Raw genomic sequence first — 20,610 nt, forward strand, 5'->3', positions numbered from 1 at the left:
GTTAATCTATTTTAATAACATTAATGTTTGTTTTATATTCTAAAATCTGATGATAATTGTTGCTTATTGCCAGATGAAATAATTCGTTGCTTTTTTCTGCCGAAATATTATTTATTAAAAAATCGAATTGCTCCTCATTTAGGCTTAAAATGAATTTTACAATTCTGGTATTATATTGAAAACAAGGGCTATTGATTATCTGCACAATGTCTTCTACATTTTTTACTGCAAAATAATTATAATGGTTTTCTATTTTTGGATGAATATCTTTATTAGCAAGTTCTGCGTAATAAACAAAAACAAAATCACCATTTACGTTGTACTGATCTAATATTCTATTTACCGTATGTTCGTGACTTCCCGTAATTTTGATATCGTCAACAAAAATGCATAGCTTTCCTGCTATAAAGTTTCGGTCAATATAATAGGTATCATTAGATATTAATTTTACCCTTTGTTCAAAATCCAGATTTCCGTAATCGGTCACATAGGTCTGGTTTCTGTAGATTTTTGACTCAATACTTGCTTTTTTGCCATTTTTGAACAAAAAGCTGTTTAGCTCTTTCTTAAAATAATAACATAAAAAGTTTGATGCCGTGGGAATAGACAAATAGGGACTTGGCAAAATCACAATTTCGCTGCCCGACAAAATCCAATCTTTAAACTCACTGATAAATCCTGCAAATAATTCTTTTGCAAACTTTTCTGCATAAGACTTAGACCCAAATTTAAATTTACTGTATTCTGCTTCCTCAAATGGGCAGTTTACTTCGTCTGTAATCTTATGTAAGCTATAACTTTTATTCACTTCTAAATTTTTAATAAATGTGCTCCAAAACCAAAACTAACGGCTCCATTATAATCTGCAATACTGTTGTCGCCAATATGCAGTATTTCATTCTTCTCAACTGGCCTTAAATCGTTTACCTGATTCAGAACCAATTGAAAAATTTCCTTATTTGGCTTTGAAAATCCGACTTCATCAGAATAAATCTGAAAAGAAATCAAATCTGTCAATTCAAAATGATCAATAAGTTTCCTGAGCGTTTTTCCTTTTATAAATCCCGTATTGCTTAATATGTTAATTGATTTTTCCTGATTTGTTATTTCTTTAAACAGCGATTTTGTTTCAGAAAAAATCAACTCAGGCTTATAATCAAAGAACAAACTTTCTGTTTCATTATAAAAATCACCCAATTTCTCCAGTCCATTTGTTTCCAAATTGACTTCGAGAGCCCCTAAAATTAGGTAATAAATTTCATACGTACTTAAATTTAACCCTGTTTTTTCGTTAATATTATTACACATAACATCATAATAACGAACAACTTGGCTCACTTTATCAATTGGAGAATCTATTTCAAAAAAATCTTTAAACAATAAATTTCTCCTCTTTTTGAATTCAGGATTAGACCTGATTAATGTAAGCCACAGGTCAAAAGAAAGATGGCTATAATTTCTGTAATCTATATTCAAAATCATTTGTGATTATAACAGAAGCTTAAATCTGCTATTTTATAATTTCGCCTGAATAGTATTTTTCTAGAAAGAATCCTAAATCGGCTCTGTACCCAACTCCCGAAGCTTCAAATCTCCACTGATCGTTACGTTTGTACAATCTTCCAAATTCTACACCTGTTTCTACAGAAAAATCTTCGTCAAGTTCGTATTTTGCAATTTCCTGTCCATTAGAATCATCTACGATTCTGATGTAAGAATTACGCACTTGTCCAAAATTCTGTTTTCTTCTTTCGTAATCTTCAATAGTAACCACAAAAAGAACTTCCTGCACATTAGGATCGATTTTGCTCAAATCAACTTTAATTGCCTCGTCGTCATCTCCATCACTGTTGCCCCCTGTAGGATCGTCTCCTGTATGCTCTAATGCTCCGTCTGGCGATTTTAGATTGTTATAAAAAACAAAGTAGCTTTCTCCTAAAAGTTTTCGATCAGAATTTATCATAATAGCCGAAGCATCTAAGTCGAAATCATGTCCGGTACCTTCATTGGGATCCCAACCTAATCCAACAGAAATTTTTGATAACCCAATATCAATTTTTTGCCCTTTTTGTAAATTTATTGCCATTCTAATAGTTTTTAAAAAAATTTAAACATACAATGATACAAAAAAGCAGATGAAGTAAAATGAGGGTTTCCGTAAAAGAGGCAATTTTTATTAACAATATTTGTATTATGTTTAAACAACGACTATAAGTGCCATTTAACGAGTCGATGAACGATAAGAATCCGCTTAAAAACATTATATTTGCAATACAAATCTGTAAGATAAGGATTAGGAAATTTTGAAAATTATTTTTTTGAAAAAGTAGAAGATTTATTTCTTAATCCAACAACAATCAAATTAGAATACAATGCTCAAAAAGGGATCAAAATTAAACAGCATTCTAACCGGAAGCTGTCCTAAATGCCAAAGCGAAAGTATGTACGAAGATACAAATCCGCTTAATTTAGCTAAGGTTTTAAAAATGAATGACCACTGTAGCCACTGTGGTTTTAAATATCTAATTGAGCCTTCGTTCTTCTATGGCGCAATGTATGTCAGTTATGCTTTAAATGTAGCAGTTGGAGTTGCCGCTTTTATTGTCTCTTTTGTTTTTTTCGGAAGTACTATCGAGCAATCTTTTTTAGCAATCATTATCACTTTGGTTGTCTTATTTCCTTTCGTGCTGCGTCTTTCTAGGAACCTATACATTAATATGTTTGTTTCTTATGACCCTAAGGCCGGAAAGCATTGATTGATTTCAAATACCTTTTATGAAATCGTTTAATATCGGCTTCTTTGTCGATTGGAGTTCCATATTCGATGTTATCAAACAACATTTTTGCCAAAGCAGGCCCCAGCATTACGCCACGTGTTCCTAGTCCATTAAGAAGGTGGATCGATTTATACTCCTCATGCGTTCCGATAATTGGTCGTCTGTCAGCCACGGTCGGGCGTACACCTGCAAAATGTTTTATAATCTCAAAATCGCACGTAATGATTTCTTTGATGCGGTCTAAAAGTTCCTTCTTACCTTCTTCGGTCGGAAGATCCGTCTTATCGTGCCAATTGTAAGTTGCTCCGACTTTAAACAAATTACCGCCTATCGGCAAGATGAAAACACTTGTGTTAACAATAACGTCTAATTTTAAATCGGGCGCTTTTATTAAAAACAATTCCCCTTTTGTACCATCCAAAGGCAGATAATTAAAATAAGGATTTTTGTGCAGCCCGAAACCTTCAGCAAATATGATATGACGGGCCTTAATATCTTTATACTGAATACCTGAATCAAGAAAATCCAAAAAAGAACTGTGGAAAGACTCTTCCAGAAGTAAATTGTTCTCCTTTAAATATTCTCTGTAGCTTTCTAATAATTGTTTAGTTTTGACATAACCTGTATGCAAGACTTCTCCGTAATCATGTGGAGAATCAATGCTTTGATACTTTTTGGTAATGAGTTTGGTAGACAGAAAAGGAGCCAAGTTGATTTTATCAGAAGCCGCGAACCAATTGTTTTGTTCTTCAATAGAGAAGAATTTCCTTAGAATCGGCATCTTGAAATTGAACTTTTCTTTCAACTTATCTTCAACCTGATCATAAAATTCATTCATCAAAACCAGATGCTCTTTGGCATTCCAAACTTCACTGAAACGTTTCAAAATTACCGGATTATATAAACCTCCGGCAATTCTCGAAGAATTCTGCGACTTATCATCAATAACCAAAATAGATTTATTGTTTTTAAGTGCTATTTCAGCAAATGAAATTCCGGCAAGACCAGATCCTACGATTAAATAATCAAGCATTGTAATGTATATAAAATAAAAAAACTCTTGATACAAAGGTAGCAAGAGTTTTTCTTATAATCTGGCACTAAGGCCTAGTAATTCCACATGTCCTCTTCAAAATTACGGATCTTTTCTTTCACACGTTCAGATTCCAGTAATTGACTTTGAGCATTATCTTTAATATAATCTTTAATCTCTCTGTCTCCATAGACATTTTCCTCCTTATAAATAATCGAATTAAAATACCTCGAATTTAAGATTTGATCAAACGAAATCGGCATTGCTGAGTTCTTGTCGTTAAATGCTTTTGCCTCATGAAGAACCTCTCTCGCATTTGGAAAAAAGACCCAAAAAAGCTCGATATAATCTTTCTCATCGCTGTTCATCGTATAGACATCGGGCGTTACGGGACAAATACCCAGCAAACGGTATTTGAGCTCACTCTGACGTTTATCAAAATACCAAAACCCTTTAATCTTATACTGACTTACGTCGGCTGCGGTTAAATCCTGCTTCAAGATATATTCTGCAGGAACAGTACGAGTAGGCCCAACGGTTTCTTCAACATAATTGACCTTTTTATTCTTACCCGTACCCGTAACTACCTTTTTCTTGACCACACGAGATTTGTAGTCATCCGGATATTGGTTGATCAATTCTCTTCCCGCATCGGTAGTATCAACACGAGAAAGAGCTTCCTGAATATCCTTGAGTGTTTTCTTCGTATTAAAATAACTATCGGTATAAACTTCTGTTATCCTGCCTGTTCTGATGCCTTTTGTTAGAACGTCATAAAGCGAACGTCTGTTAGGCCCAATATTAGCCGTATCTACAGGAAAATACAAGGGGAAATTTATTCTTTCATTCAAATCAATAATCTCCCATACTGTTTTTCCCATCAAAACGTCTTTATCATCGACATATCCGTACGCCAGAGGTTTATCATTATCCGAAATTTGCTGAGCTGCCGTCTTGAGCCCAATCTGATCAGGTGTTTTAGCATTAAGCAAATTCGACTGCGCCCTAGTATTTAAACTCGCAGAAAACAATACAATAAATAATAAAAGATTCCCTATTTTCATCATGATAAATATTATAAGAAATTAAACGAATCAATGCAAGAAATATTGTAATTTTTCTTACAATATTTAAATTTACGAAAAAAAATACTTATTTACCAGACATTTAGTGAAATATACGTGAAACAGGGTTGAAGCAAAACAAAAAAACTCCTGCTTTTACAGCAGGAGTTTTTAGGTATATTCGTTATGCAGTATTTTAGTAATTCCACATATCTTGTTCGAAATTGCGAATTTTTTCTTTCACTCTTTCAGACTCTAACAATTGGTTTTGAGCGTTATCTTTCATGTAGTCGCTGATTGCTCTGTCTCCGTAAAGATTCTCCTCTTTATAGATTACAGCATTAAAACGTCTTGAATTCAAAATCTGATCGAATGAAATTGGAAGAGCTGAATTGTTGTCGTTGAAAGCTTTTGCTTCGTGAAGCGCTTCTCTAGCATTTGGGAAGAATACCCAGAACAATTCAATATAATCCTTCTCATCACTATTCATAGTATAAACGTCTGGAGTTACAGGACAAATTCCTAGTAAACGATATTTCAATTCACTTTGACGTTTGTCAAAATACCAGTAACCTTTAATTTTATACTGACTAACATCTGCCGCAGTAAGGTCTTGTTTTAGGATATATTCTGCAGGAACCGTTCTTGATGGTCCAACAGTTTCTTCAACATAATTAACCTTTTTGTTTTTACCAGTCCCTGTAACCACTTTTTTCTTCACAACACGTGATTTGTAGTCATCAGGATATTGGTTGATTAACTCTCTACCAGCATCAGTAGTATCAATACGAGATAATGATCCTTCGATGTCCTTCATAGATTTTTTAGTATTAAAATAACTATCAGTATATACTTCAGTTATTTTACCACTTTTAATAGCTTTTGTCAGCACGTCATAAAGAGAACGTCTGTTAGGACCAATATTAGCTGTATCTACAGGGAAATACATAGGGAAATTAATTTTCTCATTCAAATCAATGATTTCCCAAGTAGTTTTTCCCATCAAAACATCTCTATCATCAACATAACCATAAGCCAATGGTTTATCATTATCCGAGATAAGCTGTGCAGGAGTTTTAAGTCCTATCTGTGCAGGTGTTTTAGCATTTAGCAGGTTTGACTGCGCATTAGAAGCAAAACCTCCAGCGATAGAAACAACAGCTATTAATAAATTTCTTACTTTCATCATGATATCATTATAAGATATTGAACGTAGCTTACACTACTTTATTATTGTATTTCGTAAATTACTGGAGCAGTTCTTGGCAATAAATAGCTACCAGCACCAACCAGTTTAGTTTTAATTTCAGAAATAGTAACTTGGTCTCCTTTACCAGCTCTTGAAAGTACTTGTTTACACTGAGCATTCATTTTGTTTCCTGTAACAACCACAGTAGGCTGTCCAGCAATTTTCATATTGAATCCTACAACATCTAAACCAACTTCAAAATCGAAATCAAGTAATTTAGCTCCAATAGTAGCAATCTCTAAGTTAGATTTAGGACCTTTAACAACTCCCATCTCACCTCTGATTGTTCCTGTTGGACCAGGAATACCTTTAATTCTGAATGTTTTCTTGTCTGTAACTTTATCACCGTTTGGCAATGTACCAGTTACAGAGATTGTAGCTTCTGTACCTGAACCTGGACTCATATTATATTTTCCTGGTTTTCCAGCAGAAGATAATCCTGGAGCACTAGCCACAATTTTGTTTGCATCTACTCCAGCGAATGATACAGAGATTGGGTTAACAACACCTCTATACACAACATTCATCTTATCAGCAGAAATTGTAGCAGAGTTTGGTCTTGGAACTACAACATATTTTCCAGAGAATTTTAATGGAATATTTTTACCATCCTCTAAGAATGTAAATTGTCCATTGATGTCTTGCTCACCTACACCACCTGCAGTTAAAGAGATAACAGCTTGTCCGTTAACAATTTGTCCAGGACCTTGGAAAGAAGTTGGTTTTGTGTTTTCATCATAACGACCTAAAACCACTTTACCTGTTACTTTTTCACCTTGGAAGTAAGCATTTTTATCTAATACCACAATCGCTTGGTAGTTGCTGTAAGAAGCAGCGGCAACCGCAGCTTTACCTAAAGCACTGTTATAAACGTCTGCCTCTACTTTTTGAACATCGTTCTGCCAAGCTGAAAGTTTAGCTGCAGATGCAATTGCAGGGAATCCTTTAAAATGATAAGCTAAGTATTTTTCTTTTATACCGTCTTTGTTTTTTACATCAGAAAGATCAAATTTTTTGTCAACCTCCGCAATAATACCAGCGTATTTTTTGTCGGTTCCTAAAGCCGCTTTAATATCAGCTTTATATTTTTCGATTTTAGCAATAATCTCATTACCTTTTTTAGTGTAACCGTCTCCTGTAAACCAGTCGTCGATGTTATCACCTTTGTCCATAGACTCATATGGTAATTTTCCAGTAGCTTTATCAACTTCAAAACCTTGTACAGCCTGAGCTTTTAAAGTTCCGATATATGCATAAAAATCTTTCGAAATCGCCTCAACTTTATGAGCAGTTTGAGCCGCAATTGCAAATTCTCCTTTTGCTTCTGCTGCTTTTTGATCTAAAGCTGTTAATAAAGAGGCATTATTTGTTATTGATGTTGCGTTAGAAGCTTCAAATTTTTCGTTAAACAAACCGAAACCTGAAATTACTTCTTTCGACACGTTCATTGCTAACATTGCGATGAAAACCAGATACATCAGGTTGATCATCTTCTGTCTAGGGGTTAATTTTCCTCCTGCCATTTTTTCTAATTAGTTCTTAATTAATAATAAATTTATATTTAGTTAAAAACTAATTATCCTTTGTTACTCATTGCAGAAAGCATACCACCATAAACACTGTTTAAAGAAGAGATGTTAGCTGTCATAGAAGCCATTTGCTCTTTTAATTTAGCAGCATTTTCAGCGATTTCACTGTTTGCTTGAGCGTTTCTTGAAGCACTTTCTAATTGTACTTTATATAAACTGTTTAAAGATTCCATTTGTGCAGCAGCCAAAGACATTTCTTCAGCATATTTCTTTTGACCAGCGATAGAATCTACTGTTGGAGAAATTGCTTTTGCAGCTCCTTCGAAATTTTTGATAGAATTTCCTAAGCTTGCCATTAATTCGCTGTCAATTTTAGCTTCTTTCAATAATGAATCAAGTTTTTGAGACAATAAACCTTGGGCATCAGTTGCAGTCTCTACTTTGTCAGCTTTCTTTCTAGGTTGACCATTTGCTAATTCAGGATAAACAAGTGTCCAATCCAACTCGTCTTCAACTGGTTCAAAAGCAGATAACGCGAAAATCAAAGCCTCAGTCAAAAGACCAATAGAAAGCATAACTGTTCCTGTTAATGGCCCAATCTCAAAGTGAGTAATTTTGAATAAAGCTCCAACGATTACCACTGCCGCTCCCATACCATAAGCGAAATTCATTGCTTTTTTACTTAATAATGCCATAATAATTTTTTTTTTAGGTTTTTAAAATAGATTTGTTGGATATTGATTAAATTATAAATTTACTTTCTTCTAGTACTATTTCCGGTAGACTGTGTTCCCATGTAATCCTGTACAGTTCTAAATCCGATATAGCTTCTTGCAGAATCTGCGTATTCGTGGTCACGAGTACCTACTTGCAGGAAGTAAGCCACATCTTTCCAAGAACCACCGCGAACTACTTTTCTTTGGTTTTTGCCATCAATTACGTTTGGATTCATTGTAGAAACATATTCATAAGCGTTTGGATTGTAAGCAGAGTCAGTCCATTCTGAAACGTTTCCTGCCATGTTGTATAATCCATAACCGTTTGGCTCGTATGATTTCGCTTCAACAGTATATAAAGCTTCGTCAGCAGCATAATCTCCTCTGTTTGGTTTGAAGTTAGCCATAAAGCATCCTCTATCACTCTTAGTGTAAGGACCTCCCCAAGGATAAGTTGCAGACTCCAGACCTCCTCTTGCAGCATACTCCCATTCTGCCTCTGTTGGCAATCTGAATGAGTTAACCAAATCACGACCTTTTTTCTTAGATTTGATATAGCTGTTTTTGTTTAATGTTCTCCAAGCACAGAATGCTTTAGCTTGTTTCCAAGTCACACCAACTACAGGATAATCTCCGTAAGCTTTGTGCCAGAAATAATCATTATGCATTGGCTCATTATAAGAATAAGCGAAATCTTTAATCCAAACTGCAGTATCAGGGTAGATTTTTACCTGCTCAGTTTTAACGAAATCACTTCTTTTCCCAACCTTTGCTTTTGCAGCTGCTTGGATATCCATCCAAGAATAACGGAATTTCAATTTATTTACATCAATAGTTCTCAAACCATTATATGACTCTTCGATAGGAAGATACATTGAATCCATTACTTCAGTATAATACTCGTCTGGATATGCTTTTGTATCTTTAATAAGTTTTACTTTTCTGTTTAGTTTTCTTCCTGCATAAGGATCATCTTTTGTACCAACACTGTAATAGTTATCGTACATATATTTATCATACGCAGTCATTTTTTCAGGATCTGAGTCGTTAAATGCATAATCAGCAATACTTCCGCCTTTTTTTCCTTTAGAATCCGGAGTTCCTTTCTGTCCGGTTTCATCTGCTAAGATTGCAAGACGAACTCTTAAAGTAGAGTCTTTTACCCACTCTACAAACTGACGGTACTCGCTGTTTGTAATTTCAGTTTCATCCATATAAAATGAACGTACTGTTACTGTCTTAGTTGGAGCATCTTCTACATTAGCCAAATCAGAATCTGATTTACCCATGATAAAAGATCCACCTGGAACCAAAGTCATTCCATAAGGTTTTTCAGGATGCCATTTCCCTCCTGTAACACCAACTAATTCACCTTTGTCACCTGACTTACCACAGCCGATTACTAGTGTTAACATTGCTGCAAATGCAATAAACTTCTTCATATAAATTTGGGATTTTCTATTCATTATTAAAAGTCCGTAAACGTATTTATTATTTAGTTAAAAAACAATACTACTTGCGAAATTTATTTTACCGATCAAAAATAATGTTAAATAAAATAAAAAAAAAATATTTCATCGATAAAGTGCCTTAAAAAGCCGATGTAAAACGTTAAATTTTATAGTTTATACATCTTTTCTTACTAATTATTTTTAACTTTTTTTGTAACTTTTTAAAAAATTAAGATTTCAATCTATTTTTTGATCTATAAAGCGTTTTTCCGCTGTGCTTTCCACCATCTTTCTGGCAATTCTTGGCCACAAGCAGCCAAATATTCGTCATAAGAACATGGTAATAACGTATTTCTTTTCAATTTATTGCTACCATTTACTTCAAACGGAATTTCGATCCACCAACGCTCGGTTTTATCGCTTTTATAAAAAATAAGCTCTTCTTCTTCTAGAGGAACAATATATTTTAAATAATTGGTTCTGCTGCCAAAAGGATACTCTTTTGATCGATAATGAAACCCTTCAATAAAATACCATACAATCTGCGCAATTATAACAGATTCTGCCGTAGTACTGTTGTGATTAAAAACCCCAAAAGAGGTTACTTTATCACTTATCCCGGCATATCGAGCCAAAGCACAAATCTCTTTTCCAGTAAAACCGTTCGGCTCAAACGAAATCATATTCCCTGAAACTGAAGATTTTACCGAATTCAAATCTATACTTACCAAATCGGCATCTCTAAAAACAGGTTCTGCAAGAGCGATTTTATTTGAGATTTCGCCCAAACGATACGCATCGAAGAACAATTTCTCTATCAAATCTATTTCTTCCTGAGAATTGTAATACGTCTGATACCCGATATTGCAATAATTGAAAAGGTTGTTGGGTTCGTCGATTATGATTTTAGTTAGATACGAATTAGCCGAAACGGACTCGTTTTCTTTACCGAAATCAAATTTATTGTCTACCGAGACAAGGTTTACCATCTGCTCAAGATCATCATATGCACGGTACATGGCATAAGTCAAATCCTGCGAACCACCCAGGACTATCGGAATAACTTTTTTCTTTATTAAAGCAGAAGCTACTTTTTTTAATGCAAAATACGTATCTTCTACTGCATCTCCTGCTAAAATATCTCCAAGATCTGCAATTGAAGCATCCCAATTTCCAGGAAACATGCTGTATAATTTTTTGCGAACAGCATTCAAATTAACTTCATTGACCATATTGATATTGCGACGGTCTTCTAAAACGCCGATAATAGCAATATTTATTTTATCGATATCAGGAAACTGATCTTGCGTATGGAAAACAATTTTGCTTCCAAGCTCTTGTGAAGACAGTGTGCTGACAAATTTTAAAATTCCGTCGTTAACTGGTTCTAGAAAATCAAATTCCATTTACTTTTATTTCTTTTTAACAGCTGTTTTTTTAGCTGGTGCTTTTTTAGCAGTTGTTGTTTTCTTAGCTGCAGTTTTTTTAGCCGGAGCCTTAGCCGCAATCATTTCCTGAACTTGTGCCAATGTCAGTTTTGAAGCATCAACATCTTTACTCAATTCAATCTTCACTTTTCCTTTCAGAATTACAGAACGTCCCCAACGGGCTTTTTCGACAACAATTCCTTCTTCTTCCCAGTTGTGAATTACTTTATCAATGTTTTTTTGAAGTTTATCTTCAATCAATTCTTCAACATCTGCTTGTGACAGGTTATCAAAATTGTATTTTTTGCTCACATTCACGAAAAGTCCGTTCCATTTAATGAATGGCCCGAAACGTCCCACTCCTTTTTGAACGGCTTCGCCTTTATAAGTTGCAATTGGAGCATCTGCAAGAGCTTTTTCGTCGATTAATTCCTGAGCTCTTTCTTTTGAAACGCTCAAAGGATCTTCTCCTCTTGGCAGTGAAATAAAAACGCTTCCGTGACGAACATATGGCCCATAACGACCGTTGTTTACTTCAACCTCTTCTCCTTTATAATCGCCTAAACTTTTAGGAAGCAAGAATAAATTCAAAGCTTCTTCAAGAGTAATGCTGCCAATATTCTGATCAGCCATTAAGCTGGCAAACTTTTTATCTTCGTCATCTGCCTCTCCAATCTGAGCCATTGGCCCAAATTTCCCTAAGCGAACAGAAACTTGTCTTCCATCTGCATCTTTTCCTAGAATTCTTTCTCCGCTTTCACGTTCTGCATTTGCCTCAACTTCTTTTACATTCGGATGAAATTGGTTGTAGAAATCCTGCATCATTTTTGCCCAGTCGATATTCCCTTCAGCAATTTCGTCGAAATCTTGTTCTACTTTTGCCGTAAAATTGTAGTCCAGAATGTTTCCGAAATTCTTTACCAAGAAATCCGTAACAATTGTTCCGATATCTGTTGGAACTAATTTCCCTTTATCAGAACCTGTATTTTCTTTAAGCACTTTCTCCGCTACTTTATTATTTTGTAAAGTAAGCTGCGTATAATTGCGTTCTACACCTTCAAGAGTTCCTTTTTCAACATAATTTCTATTGATAATTGTAGAAATTGTCGGTGCGTATGTAGAAGGACGCCCGATTCCAAGTTCCTCTAGTTTTTTCACCAAAGATGCCTCAGTATAACGTGCTGGCGGTCTTGAATATCTTTCTGTGGCTGTAATATAGTTATTAGCCAATTTTTCGTTTACTTTTAAAGCTGGAAGCATTCCTTCCTGCTCCTCTTCGTCGTCATCATGACCTTCCAAGTACACTTTTAAGAAACCTTCAAAAAGTAATACTTCTCCAGAAGCTGTAAAAATCTCGCTGTGATTATCGGCTTCAATTTTTACGTTTGTTCTCTCCAATTGCGCATCACTCATTTGCGAAGCCAAAGTTCTTTTCCAGATTAAATCGTATAAACGAGCTTGATCACGGTCTATATTTACCGAGTGACGAGACATATCAGTCGGACGAATTGCTTCGTGTGCTTCTTGTGCCCCTTTGTTTTTATTAGCAAAAACTCTCGGTTTGGAGAATTCTTTTCCGTAAGATTTGATGATTTCTGCTTCAGCCGCATCCATTGCCTCTTTTGAAAGGTTTACAGAGTCAGTTCTCATATACGTAATAAGTCCTGCTTCGTAAAGACGTTGCGCTAACTGCATAGTAATTCCAACTGGCAAATACAATTTTCTAGCTGCTTCTTGCTGAAGAGTAGAAGTGGTAAAAGGTGCTGTTGGAGATTTTTTGGTAGGTTTAGTTTCTAAATCGGCTACCTTATATTTAGAACCGATGTTTTGATTTAAGAAATCTTCGGCTTCTTTTTTAGTATTAAAGTTTTTAGGAAGTTTTGCTTTGAAAGCTTTTCCGGCTTCGTTTACAAATTCAGCAACGATTGAGTAAGTTGCAACTGCATCAAAACTCTGAATTTCACGTTCTCTTTCCACAATCAAACGAACAGAAACCGATTGTACACGACCTGCTGAAAGTCCGCCTTTGATTTTTCTCCACAAAACAGGAGATAATTCGTAACCCACCAAACGATCCAGAACACGACGTGCTTGCTGTGCGTTTACTAAATTATAATCAATTTCTCTTGGATTATCGATTGCTTTAAGAATAGCAGATTTTGTAATCTCATGAAAAACAATTCTTTTGGTTTTTTTTGTATCCAGTTTTAATTCTTCCGCCAAGTGCCATGAAATAGCCTCTCCCTCGCGGTCCTCATCGGATGCCAACCAAACCGTTTCGGCATTCTTAGATAGTGATTTTAGTTTCGTTACCAAGGCTTTTTTATCTGGAGAAACTTCGTATTTAGGTTTAAAACCATTTTCTACATCTACTCCTATTTCCTTTGATGGTAAGTCGGCTATATGACCATAACTAGACTCAACCTGAAAGTCATTTCCAAGAAATTTCTCTATCGTTTTCGCCTTAGCTGGTGACTCAACTATTACTAAATTCTTTGCCATTGCTCTATTTTTCTGCAACAAAAGTATTTATTTTTTTTAAATATCAGCCTTGTGAATGCATTTTTGAAGTATTTTGATATTATGAAACTTAAAATTGCAGATTTATCTGTAATATTCTCCATTATATATATAGGTATAACTTTTAATGATTTCTGACCGAGAAATCTCCTGTTTAATATAGATTTTATATTTCAGATTTTATAGCACACAAATATTCGCCAAAATTTAAAGTTCAATTTATTCCTCTCTTGATTAAAAATATTTTCTTTTAAAACGAATTGTCATAGCCCAGATTGTAGTGGAAAGCCCGGAGTAAAAAAAGCAAAAGTTTCTTGTTCTAAAAAAGCGACCAACGGAAGCTCTTTTTAGAACATTAGAAACTTTGCTTTTTTTATGAGGACTTGAAACGGAAAGCTGGAATAGCTCCTGATAATTGTAAAATGTGAAATGTAGTAGGTAAAATGCTTAGAATAAAATGAAGGAATTTGCTATTTACCAAAACATTGTTAATTCTTTCTCTGCCATCTTGTCATATTGAGCCTATTTACGCTATCTTTGCACTTTGAAATTTTACAATGGAAAAGATTATTGAGGAAAGCAAGCAGGGCGAAAGTCTTGTTTTGGAAAATAAACCTGAGAACACTAAAAAACTCTTTATAGAAAGTTACGGCTGTGCGATGAATTTTTCGGACAGTGAAGTCGTAGCTTCCATTTTATCTGACGGAGGTTATAACACTACTTCTGTTTTAGAAGAAGCCGATTTGGTTTTGGTGAACACCTGCTCCATACGTGACAAAGCGGAACAGACAATCCGTAAACGTCTGGAGAAATATAATGCCGTAAAACGTACAAATCCGAAAATGAAAGTGGGCGTTTTGGGCTGTATGGCGGAACGTTTGAAGAGTCAGTTTTTGGAAGAAGAAAAAATAGTCGATCTTGTAGTTGGACCCGATGCTTATAAAGATCTTCCGAATTTATTAGCCGAAGTGGAAGAAGGACGCGACGCTATCAATGTAATTTTATCAAAAGAGGAAACCTACGGAGATATTTCGCCTGTTCGTTTAATGAGCAACGGAATTACGGCTTTGGTCTCAATCACTCGTGGTTGCGATAATATGTGTACATTTTGTGTTGTGCCTTTTACACGCGGACGTGAACGTAGCCGTGAACCACAAAGCATCATGTCCGAAATCAAAGATCTTTGGGAAAAGGGTTATAAAGAAATTACGCTTCTCGGGCAAAACGTTGACAGTTACCTTTGGTATGGAGGCGGCCTGAAAAAAGATTTTGTAAATGCTTCTGAAATGCAAAAAGCGACTGCTGTCGATTTTGACCAATTATTAGAAATGGTAGCGGTTGGTTTTCCGAAAATGCGTATTCGATTTTCGACTTCTAATCCGCAAGACATGCATGAAAGCATTTTGCATGTAATGGCAAAATATCCAAATATCTGTAAACATATTCACTTGCCGGTTCAGTCTGGAAGCAATAGAATTTTGAAAGAAATGAATCGTCTTCACAGCCGTGAAGAATATATGGCTCTGATTGACAAAATCAGGGCGATTGTTCCAGAGGCTTCGATTTCGCAAGATATGATTGCCGGTTTCCCAACAGAAACAGAAGAAGACCACCAAGACACTTTAAGTTTGATGGAATATGTAAAATACAACTTCGGCTATATGTATTCGTATTCTGAACGCCCCGGAACTTTGGCTGGAAGAAAAATGAAAGATGATGTTGAAGAAGAAACCAAAGCTAGAAGACTACAGGAAATTGTCGATTTACAGCAAAAGCATGCTTGGTTTAGAAGTGAGGAATTTGTTGGAAAAACGGTTGAAGTTTTAGTGGAAAAAGTTTCTAAAAAATCTAAGGAAGAATTTTCAGGAAGAAATTCTCAAAGCATAACGGTAGTTTTCCCGAAAGAGAATTATAAAATTGGAGATTTCGTAAACGTAAAAATCACAAGTTGTACGAGTGGAACTTTAAAGGGTGAAGCGGTTGGGCTTAGTAGCATGAATTAATTTTTTTTTGCCACAAATTTCACAAATTTACACGAATTTTCTCTCAAATATTTCTATAGATTTGTTTTAAAAAACAAATATGGAATTATACAGAAAAGAAGAATACTATAAAATTGTTGGAATTTGCATGGAAGTTCATAGAATATTAGGTGGCGGACTTTTGGAAATTGTTTATAAAGATGCCCTCGAATATGAATTTAGGAAACATAACATTCCGTATGAACGTGAAAAAGAATATGACATTCAATATAAAGACATTATTCTAGCACATAAATTCTATGCTGATTTTGTAGTTTATGACGAAATCATTTTAGAAATAAAAGCATCAAAAGAAATAGTGGATGAATATATCGCTCAGACAATAAATTATTTAAGATTAGCTGATAGCGATTTAGGAATTATCGTTAATTTTAATAAAAAGACATTACAACACAAAAGAGTTATTCATTGACCACTTTTCAAAAATTTGTGAAATTCGAGAAATTCGTGGCAAAAAAAAATACAAGCCAAAGTTTTAGGCAAACCTGAAACAAATAAAAACTTGACACGAGCCTTTGGTGAATTGGCGAAGCAAACAAAATCTATATGGAAACAGTTCAAGCAATAAAACAGCGATTTGAGATTATTGGTAATGACCCGAAACTAAATCGCGCTATCGAAAAAGCCATTCAGGTTGCTCCAACTGATATTTCGGTTATGGTAACTGGGGAAAGTGGTGTTGGTAAAGAAAATATTCCTAGAATCATACATTCGCTTTCGCACAGAAAGCATGGTAAATATATTGCCGTAAACTGCGGCGCAATTCCAGAAGGAACAATCGACAGTGAACTTTTTGGACATGAGAAAGGCGCTTTTACCGGCGCAACAAGCACACGTGAAGGTTATTTTGAAGTAGCCGATGGCGGAACAATTTTCTTAGATGAGGTTGGCGAATTGCCACTAACCACTCAAGTACGATTACTTCGTGTTCTAGAAAACGGCGAATTCATCAAAGTTGGTTCCTCTCAGGTGCAGAAAACCAATGTGAGAATTGTTGCAGCGACAAACGTAAACCTATTCAAGGCAATTGAAAAAGGTAAATTCCGTGAAGATCTATATTATCGTCTGAGCACTGTCGAAATTACGCTTCCACCGCTTCGCGAAAGAAACGAAGATATTCATTTGCTGTTCAGGAAATTTGTCGCCGATTTTGCACACAAATACAAAATGCCTCCTTTAAGATTAGATGATGATGCCGTGCAGCTTTTACAGAAATTCAGATGGAGCGGAAATATCCGTCAGCTTCGAAATGTGGCCGAACAGATTTCGGTTTTAGAAACCAATCGAGACATCAATCTTGCTACATTGCAATCGTATCTTCCTGCCGAAGGAACCAATCTTCCATCGGTCATTAATGATCAGAAAAAGGAGAGCGATTTCAGCACAGAACGAGACATATTATACAAGGTGCTTTTTGATATGAAAAGCGATTTGAACGATCTTAAAAAATTAACACTAGAGTTAATGAAAAACGGATCCTCAAAAATGCAAGACATTAATCCGAATTTGATTCAGAAAATATACGGAAATCAGCAGAACGACAGTGAAATAGATTTTGAAGAAGAACCAAGAACTGCTGTAATGACAACCCCTGCTGTTCGAGAAGACAATTACCAGATTCAGGATGATAATTACCTATTTGCCGAAACAATCGAAGAAGAGGAAATCCTGCGCCTGGAACAGAAGGAAATCGAAATGATCAAAAAGTCATTAGAAAAAAATAAAGGAAAACGAAAAGCCGCCGCCGACGAATTGGGAATTTCTGAGAGAACGCTTTACAGAAAAATCAAACAATTTGATTTATAAAAATAATTAAATTACAATATTTTAAAATTCCGAACTCCAATTACTATATTTGGGCACAATTGGAATTTTAATCCCATTGAAATTTCTCCGATAACAATTATGAAAAAAATATATACGTTTATTGCCTTGATCAGCCTTCTTACATTCGGGGCCTGTACTGTAAAATATAACTTTACGGGAGCGCGACCAATAGAAGGAAAAACTTTTCAGGTAAACTTTTTCCAGAACAATGCCGATCTGGTAGAACCCGGAATTGACAGACAATTTACATTAACCCTTCAGGATCTCATTCAGAACCAAACCAATCTCAACCTCGTTCCAAACGGCGGTGATTTGGTTTACGAAGGAGAAATCGTAGATTACAGAATCACGCCGATGCAGGCAACTGCAAATCAGGAAGCTGCACAAAACCGTTTGACGATTCGTGTAAATGTGCGATTTACCAACAAAAAGAATGAAAACGACGACTTTGAAAGAGTTTTCGAATTCTACTACGATTTTGAAGGAACTGCACTCCCTGTTGGAGGTATCTTAAATGACGCTATTAGAACTATTTTTGAAAGAATTACCCAGGATATTTTTAATGAATCATTAGCAAAATGGTAGATTTTTCTTCCTATAATAATTAACAACGAATAAATTTAGAAGATTAAAAAAACAAAAATGAACGTCACCGATTATACCTACTTAATGAACAAACCCGAAGCTATTACAGAAAAGCAGACGGATGCATTAGGAAGTGTTCTGAATGAATTTCCGTATTTTCAAAGTGCACGCGCGCTTAGGCTAAAAGGGCTTTACATCCAGAATAGTTTTAAGTATAATTATGCTCTAAAAGTTACGGCGGCGCACACTGCAGATCGTTCCGTTTTATTTGACTTTATTACGTCTGAAAATTTTACAGCTATTCAGAATGATTTTTACGAACAAAAATTAAGAGACCTTCTTGAAATAAAAGTATTTGATAGCGAAATCATCTCTGCCGAAGAAATTCAGAAAGCGATTGAAGTAAAAATTGATCCCGTTGAACAGTCGATTTTAGATTCTATTAAGGAAGCATCGACTCCTGCTGAAAAATCACGAGAAGTTGAAGAACCTGTTGCCAATAATGAAGAACCTGTCGTGGTGACGACTGAAGAACCGATAATAGAAAAAGAACCGGCTCCGAATTTCCCTGAAATTGATCTTTCGATTTTTAATGCAATAAAAGAAGCACAAACGGTAACTTTTGAAAGACCAGAAAAAACTGAAGAACCAAAAGCAATTCCTGTTATTGACGACGCTATCTTTAAAACACTTAAAGAAGCCGAAAACGTAACTTACGAAAAACCGCAGCAAGAACAAGAGCCAAAAGTTGATCCGATAGAACGTTCTATCTTAAATTCAATTAAAGAATCTGAAACAGTTTCTGTTGTAGAACCTTCAGAAGCAGAAGAACCAAAAGTAGATTCTGGAATTGAACGCTCAATTTTAAGTTCTATCAAAGAAGCCGAAGCTGCATCTGCAGAAAAACCAGCGCAAATTGCAATTGAAGAAGAGGAAGATGATTCTGTAATCGAAGAAATGATAATTCCTGAATCACGTTTTGGCAGAATCGAAGAGTCAATTTTATCTTCAATAAAAGAATCTGCAGCCGTAGTTACTGAAGCCAAGGAAAATCTAAAAGAAGACATTGCCGAGGAGCCTGCAAAAGAAGAAATACCAACAGTTGAGGAAAAACCACTTGTAGAAGAAGAACAAACCGTTGAAATTCAACCCTTGCAAGACTCTGATAGTGAGAAACCCGTTGACTTTTCGCTCAATGAAAAACATTCTTTTCAAGAGTGGCTGCAATTATCAAGAACAGAACCTATTGACCGCACAAAAGACGAAAATGAGAAGGCCGAAAGCAAGAGTCAAGAGGAAATAGTAAACGAGCAAAGACAAAAAAAAGCCGAAATAATAGATAAATTCATAGAAAATAATCCTAAAATTTCGCCGATAAAATCTTCCGGAATTAATATTCCTGTCGTTGCTCTTGACAGCAATAGCGAGGACAACTCCTATTTAATGACCGAAACTTTGGCCAGAGTGTATCTCGACCAAAAGAAATATACAAAAGCAATTCAGGCATATGAAATATTAATTTTGAAATATCCAGAAAAAATTAGTTTCTTTGCAGACCGCATAGCGGATATAAAGATTTTACAACAAAATAACAATAACAATAATTAACTAATGAGCACATTTTCAATTTTTTTAGTTTTAATCACAATAGTTTGTTTTCTATTGATCGTAGTTATCATGGTACAAAATCCTAAAGGAGGCGGATTGTCTTCTACTATCAGCGGAACGCAAATGTTGGGTGGTGTACAAAAAACTACCGATTTCCTAGACAAAAGTACTTGGACATTGGCAACTATTTTGATTGTATTGATTTTACTTTCAAGCTTAAGCTTCTCAGGAACTTTGAGCGACACTAATTCTAAAATCATTGACAGAACCGAAGCTCCTGCAAATACACCTGCTGTTCCGTCACAAGGAACTCCTGCAGCACCTGCTCCTGCTAAATAATCAGAACTTGATATAGATCTAATGCCAGCCTGTCAAAGCTGGCATTTTTTTTAGGAAAAAATGTCAGTTTTACTAGCATGGCACAATTTCTGAAAGTTCTTAGAACAATTAAAAATTGTATAACTTAATAATAATATAAAATCATGGCTTTAAACATTAAACCGCTTTCAGACCGCGTACTTATTGAACCTGTTGCAGCTGAAACTCAAACTGCTTCAGGAATCTTTATTCCGGATACTGCCAAAGAAAAACCGCAAAAAGGAACTGTAGTGGCAGTAGGAAATGGAACTAAAGATCATACTATGACCGTAAAAGTTGGCGACACTGTTCTTTATGGCAAATATGCAGGAACAGAATTAAAACTTGAAGGAACTGATTATTTGATTATGCGTGAGGACGATATCCTTGCAATTATCTAAAAAAGCATTGTATTAAGTACAAAG

The 20,610-nt window shown here is 35.3% G+C and carries 19 protein-coding genes; 8 read left to right on the forward strand and 11 right to left on the reverse strand.

The features are described from left to right. Position 1 precedes the first annotated feature (1 nt). From E0W73_RS09985 to E0W73_RS09995, 3 genes are read right to left on the reverse strand one after another with little or no spacing between them, the layout of a single operon-like run. A complete protein-coding gene (locus E0W73_RS09985) occupies positions 2 to 808 on the reverse strand; it encodes a phosphoribosyltransferase family protein (RefSeq protein ID WP_135221931.1) in 807 nt (268 codons plus the stop codon). 2 nt (positions 809 to 810) lie between these two features. Continuing rightward, positions 811 to 1,482, reverse strand: coding sequence for an HAD family hydrolase (locus tag E0W73_RS09990; protein WP_244248465.1), 672 nt, complete (start codon positions 1,480 to 1,482; stop codon positions 811 to 813). Between the two features lie 28 nt (positions 1,483 to 1,510). After that, positions 1,511 to 2,086 carry a TerD family protein gene (locus tag E0W73_RS09995; RefSeq protein WP_135221932.1) on the reverse strand — a complete coding sequence of 192 codons (576 nt, stop codon included), beginning with the start codon at positions 2,084 to 2,086 and terminating at the stop codon, positions 1,511 to 1,513. Between the two features lie 286 nt (positions 2,087 to 2,372). Between E0W73_RS09995 and E0W73_RS10000 the strand changes: the two genes are divergently transcribed. Continuing rightward, positions 2,373 to 2,756, forward strand: coding sequence for a DUF983 domain-containing protein (locus tag E0W73_RS10000; RefSeq protein WP_135221933.1), 384 nt, complete (start codon positions 2,373 to 2,375; stop codon positions 2,754 to 2,756). Here E0W73_RS10000 and E0W73_RS10005 read toward each other — a convergent pair. The 8 genes from E0W73_RS10005 to topA all read right to left on the reverse strand — a co-directional run bounded on the left by E0W73_RS10005 (position 2,737) and on the right by topA (position 13,748). Continuing rightward, on the reverse strand, positions 2,737 to 3,810 hold the full coding sequence (locus E0W73_RS10005) for an NAD(P)/FAD-dependent oxidoreductase (RefSeq protein WP_135221934.1): 1,074 nt from the start codon (positions 3,808 to 3,810) through the stop codon (positions 2,737 to 2,739). The genes E0W73_RS10000 and E0W73_RS10005 overlap by 20 nt on opposite strands. A gap of 74 nt (positions 3,811 to 3,884) precedes the next feature. Next, positions 3,885 to 4,874, reverse strand: coding sequence for a type IX secretion system ring subunit PorN/GldN (gene porN, locus E0W73_RS10010; protein WP_135222015.1), 990 nt, complete (start codon positions 4,872 to 4,874; stop codon positions 3,885 to 3,887). 196 nt (positions 4,875 to 5,070) lie between these two features. Further along, the gene (gene porN / locus E0W73_RS10015; protein WP_135222016.1) at positions 5,071 to 6,060 is read right to left on the reverse strand and encodes a type IX secretion system ring subunit PorN/GldN; all 990 of its coding nucleotides are present in this window, start codon (positions 6,058 to 6,060) and stop codon (positions 5,071 to 5,073) included. Between the two features lie 44 nt (positions 6,061 to 6,104). Further along, complete coding sequence (gene porM / locus E0W73_RS10020; protein ID WP_135221935.1) at positions 6,105 to 7,646, reverse strand: type IX secretion system motor protein PorM/GldM; 1,542 nt, start codon at positions 7,644 to 7,646, stop codon at positions 6,105 to 6,107. A gap of 53 nt (positions 7,647 to 7,699) precedes the next feature. Next, the gene (porL, locus tag E0W73_RS10025) at positions 7,700 to 8,347 is read right to left on the reverse strand and encodes a type IX secretion system motor protein PorL/GldL (RefSeq protein WP_135221936.1); all 648 of its coding nucleotides are present in this window, start codon (positions 8,345 to 8,347) and stop codon (positions 7,700 to 7,702) included. Between the two features lie 59 nt (positions 8,348 to 8,406). Beyond that, positions 8,407 to 9,810: a T9SS ring complex lipoprotein PorK/GldK gene (porK, locus tag E0W73_RS10030; protein ID WP_135221937.1), complete on the reverse strand. Its 1,404-nt coding sequence runs from the start codon at positions 9,808 to 9,810 to the stop codon at positions 8,407 to 8,409. A 263-nt stretch (positions 9,811 to 10,073) separates the two neighbouring features. Beyond that, entirely contained in the window at positions 10,074 to 11,225 is a 1,152-nt protein-coding gene (locus E0W73_RS10035) for a formimidoylglutamase (RefSeq protein WP_135221938.1), read from the reverse strand. Between the two features lie 6 nt (positions 11,226 to 11,231). Next, a complete protein-coding gene (gene topA / locus E0W73_RS10040) occupies positions 11,232 to 13,748 on the reverse strand; it encodes a type I DNA topoisomerase (RefSeq protein WP_135221939.1) in 2,517 nt (838 codons plus the stop codon). A 575-nt stretch (positions 13,749 to 14,323) separates the two neighbouring features. Here topA and miaB point away from each other — a divergent pair. The 7 genes from miaB (at position 14,324) to E0W73_RS10075 (ending at position 20,586) form a co-directional block, all read left to right on the forward strand. After that, on the forward strand, positions 14,324 to 15,769 hold the full coding sequence (gene miaB / locus E0W73_RS10045) for a tRNA (N6-isopentenyl adenosine(37)-C2)-methylthiotransferase MiaB (protein ID WP_135221940.1): 1,446 nt from the start codon (positions 14,324 to 14,326) through the stop codon (positions 15,767 to 15,769). Between the two features lie 79 nt (positions 15,770 to 15,848). Beyond that, positions 15,849 to 16,220: a GxxExxY protein gene (locus tag E0W73_RS10050; protein ID WP_135221941.1), complete on the forward strand. Its 372-nt coding sequence runs from the start codon at positions 15,849 to 15,851 to the stop codon at positions 16,218 to 16,220. Positions 16,221 to 16,354: 134 nt separating this feature from the next. Then, entirely contained in the window at positions 16,355 to 17,614 is a 1,260-nt protein-coding gene (locus tag E0W73_RS10055) for a sigma-54 interaction domain-containing protein (RefSeq protein WP_135221942.1), read from the forward strand. A 99-nt stretch (positions 17,615 to 17,713) separates the two neighbouring features. Continuing rightward, positions 17,714 to 18,220: an LptE family protein gene (locus tag E0W73_RS10060; RefSeq protein ID WP_135221943.1), complete on the forward strand. Its 507-nt coding sequence runs from the start codon at positions 17,714 to 17,716 to the stop codon at positions 18,218 to 18,220. A gap of 57 nt (positions 18,221 to 18,277) precedes the next feature. Continuing rightward, entirely contained in the window at positions 18,278 to 19,828 is a 1,551-nt protein-coding gene (locus E0W73_RS10065; RefSeq protein WP_135221944.1) for a tetratricopeptide repeat protein, read from the forward strand. A gap of 3 nt (positions 19,829 to 19,831) precedes the next feature. Further along, complete coding sequence (gene secG / locus E0W73_RS10070; protein WP_135221945.1) at positions 19,832 to 20,167, forward strand: preprotein translocase subunit SecG; 336 nt, start codon at positions 19,832 to 19,834, stop codon at positions 20,165 to 20,167. 143 nt (positions 20,168 to 20,310) lie between these two features. Next, complete coding sequence (locus E0W73_RS10075; protein ID WP_135221946.1) at positions 20,311 to 20,586, forward strand: co-chaperone GroES; 276 nt, start codon at positions 20,311 to 20,313, stop codon at positions 20,584 to 20,586. Positions 20,587 to 20,610: the final 24 nt, after the last annotated feature.

Source organism: Flavobacterium foetidum, from assembly GCF_004634245.1.
Taxonomy (GTDB): Bacteria; Bacteroidota; Bacteroidia; order Flavobacteriales; family Flavobacteriaceae; genus Flavobacterium; species Flavobacterium foetidum.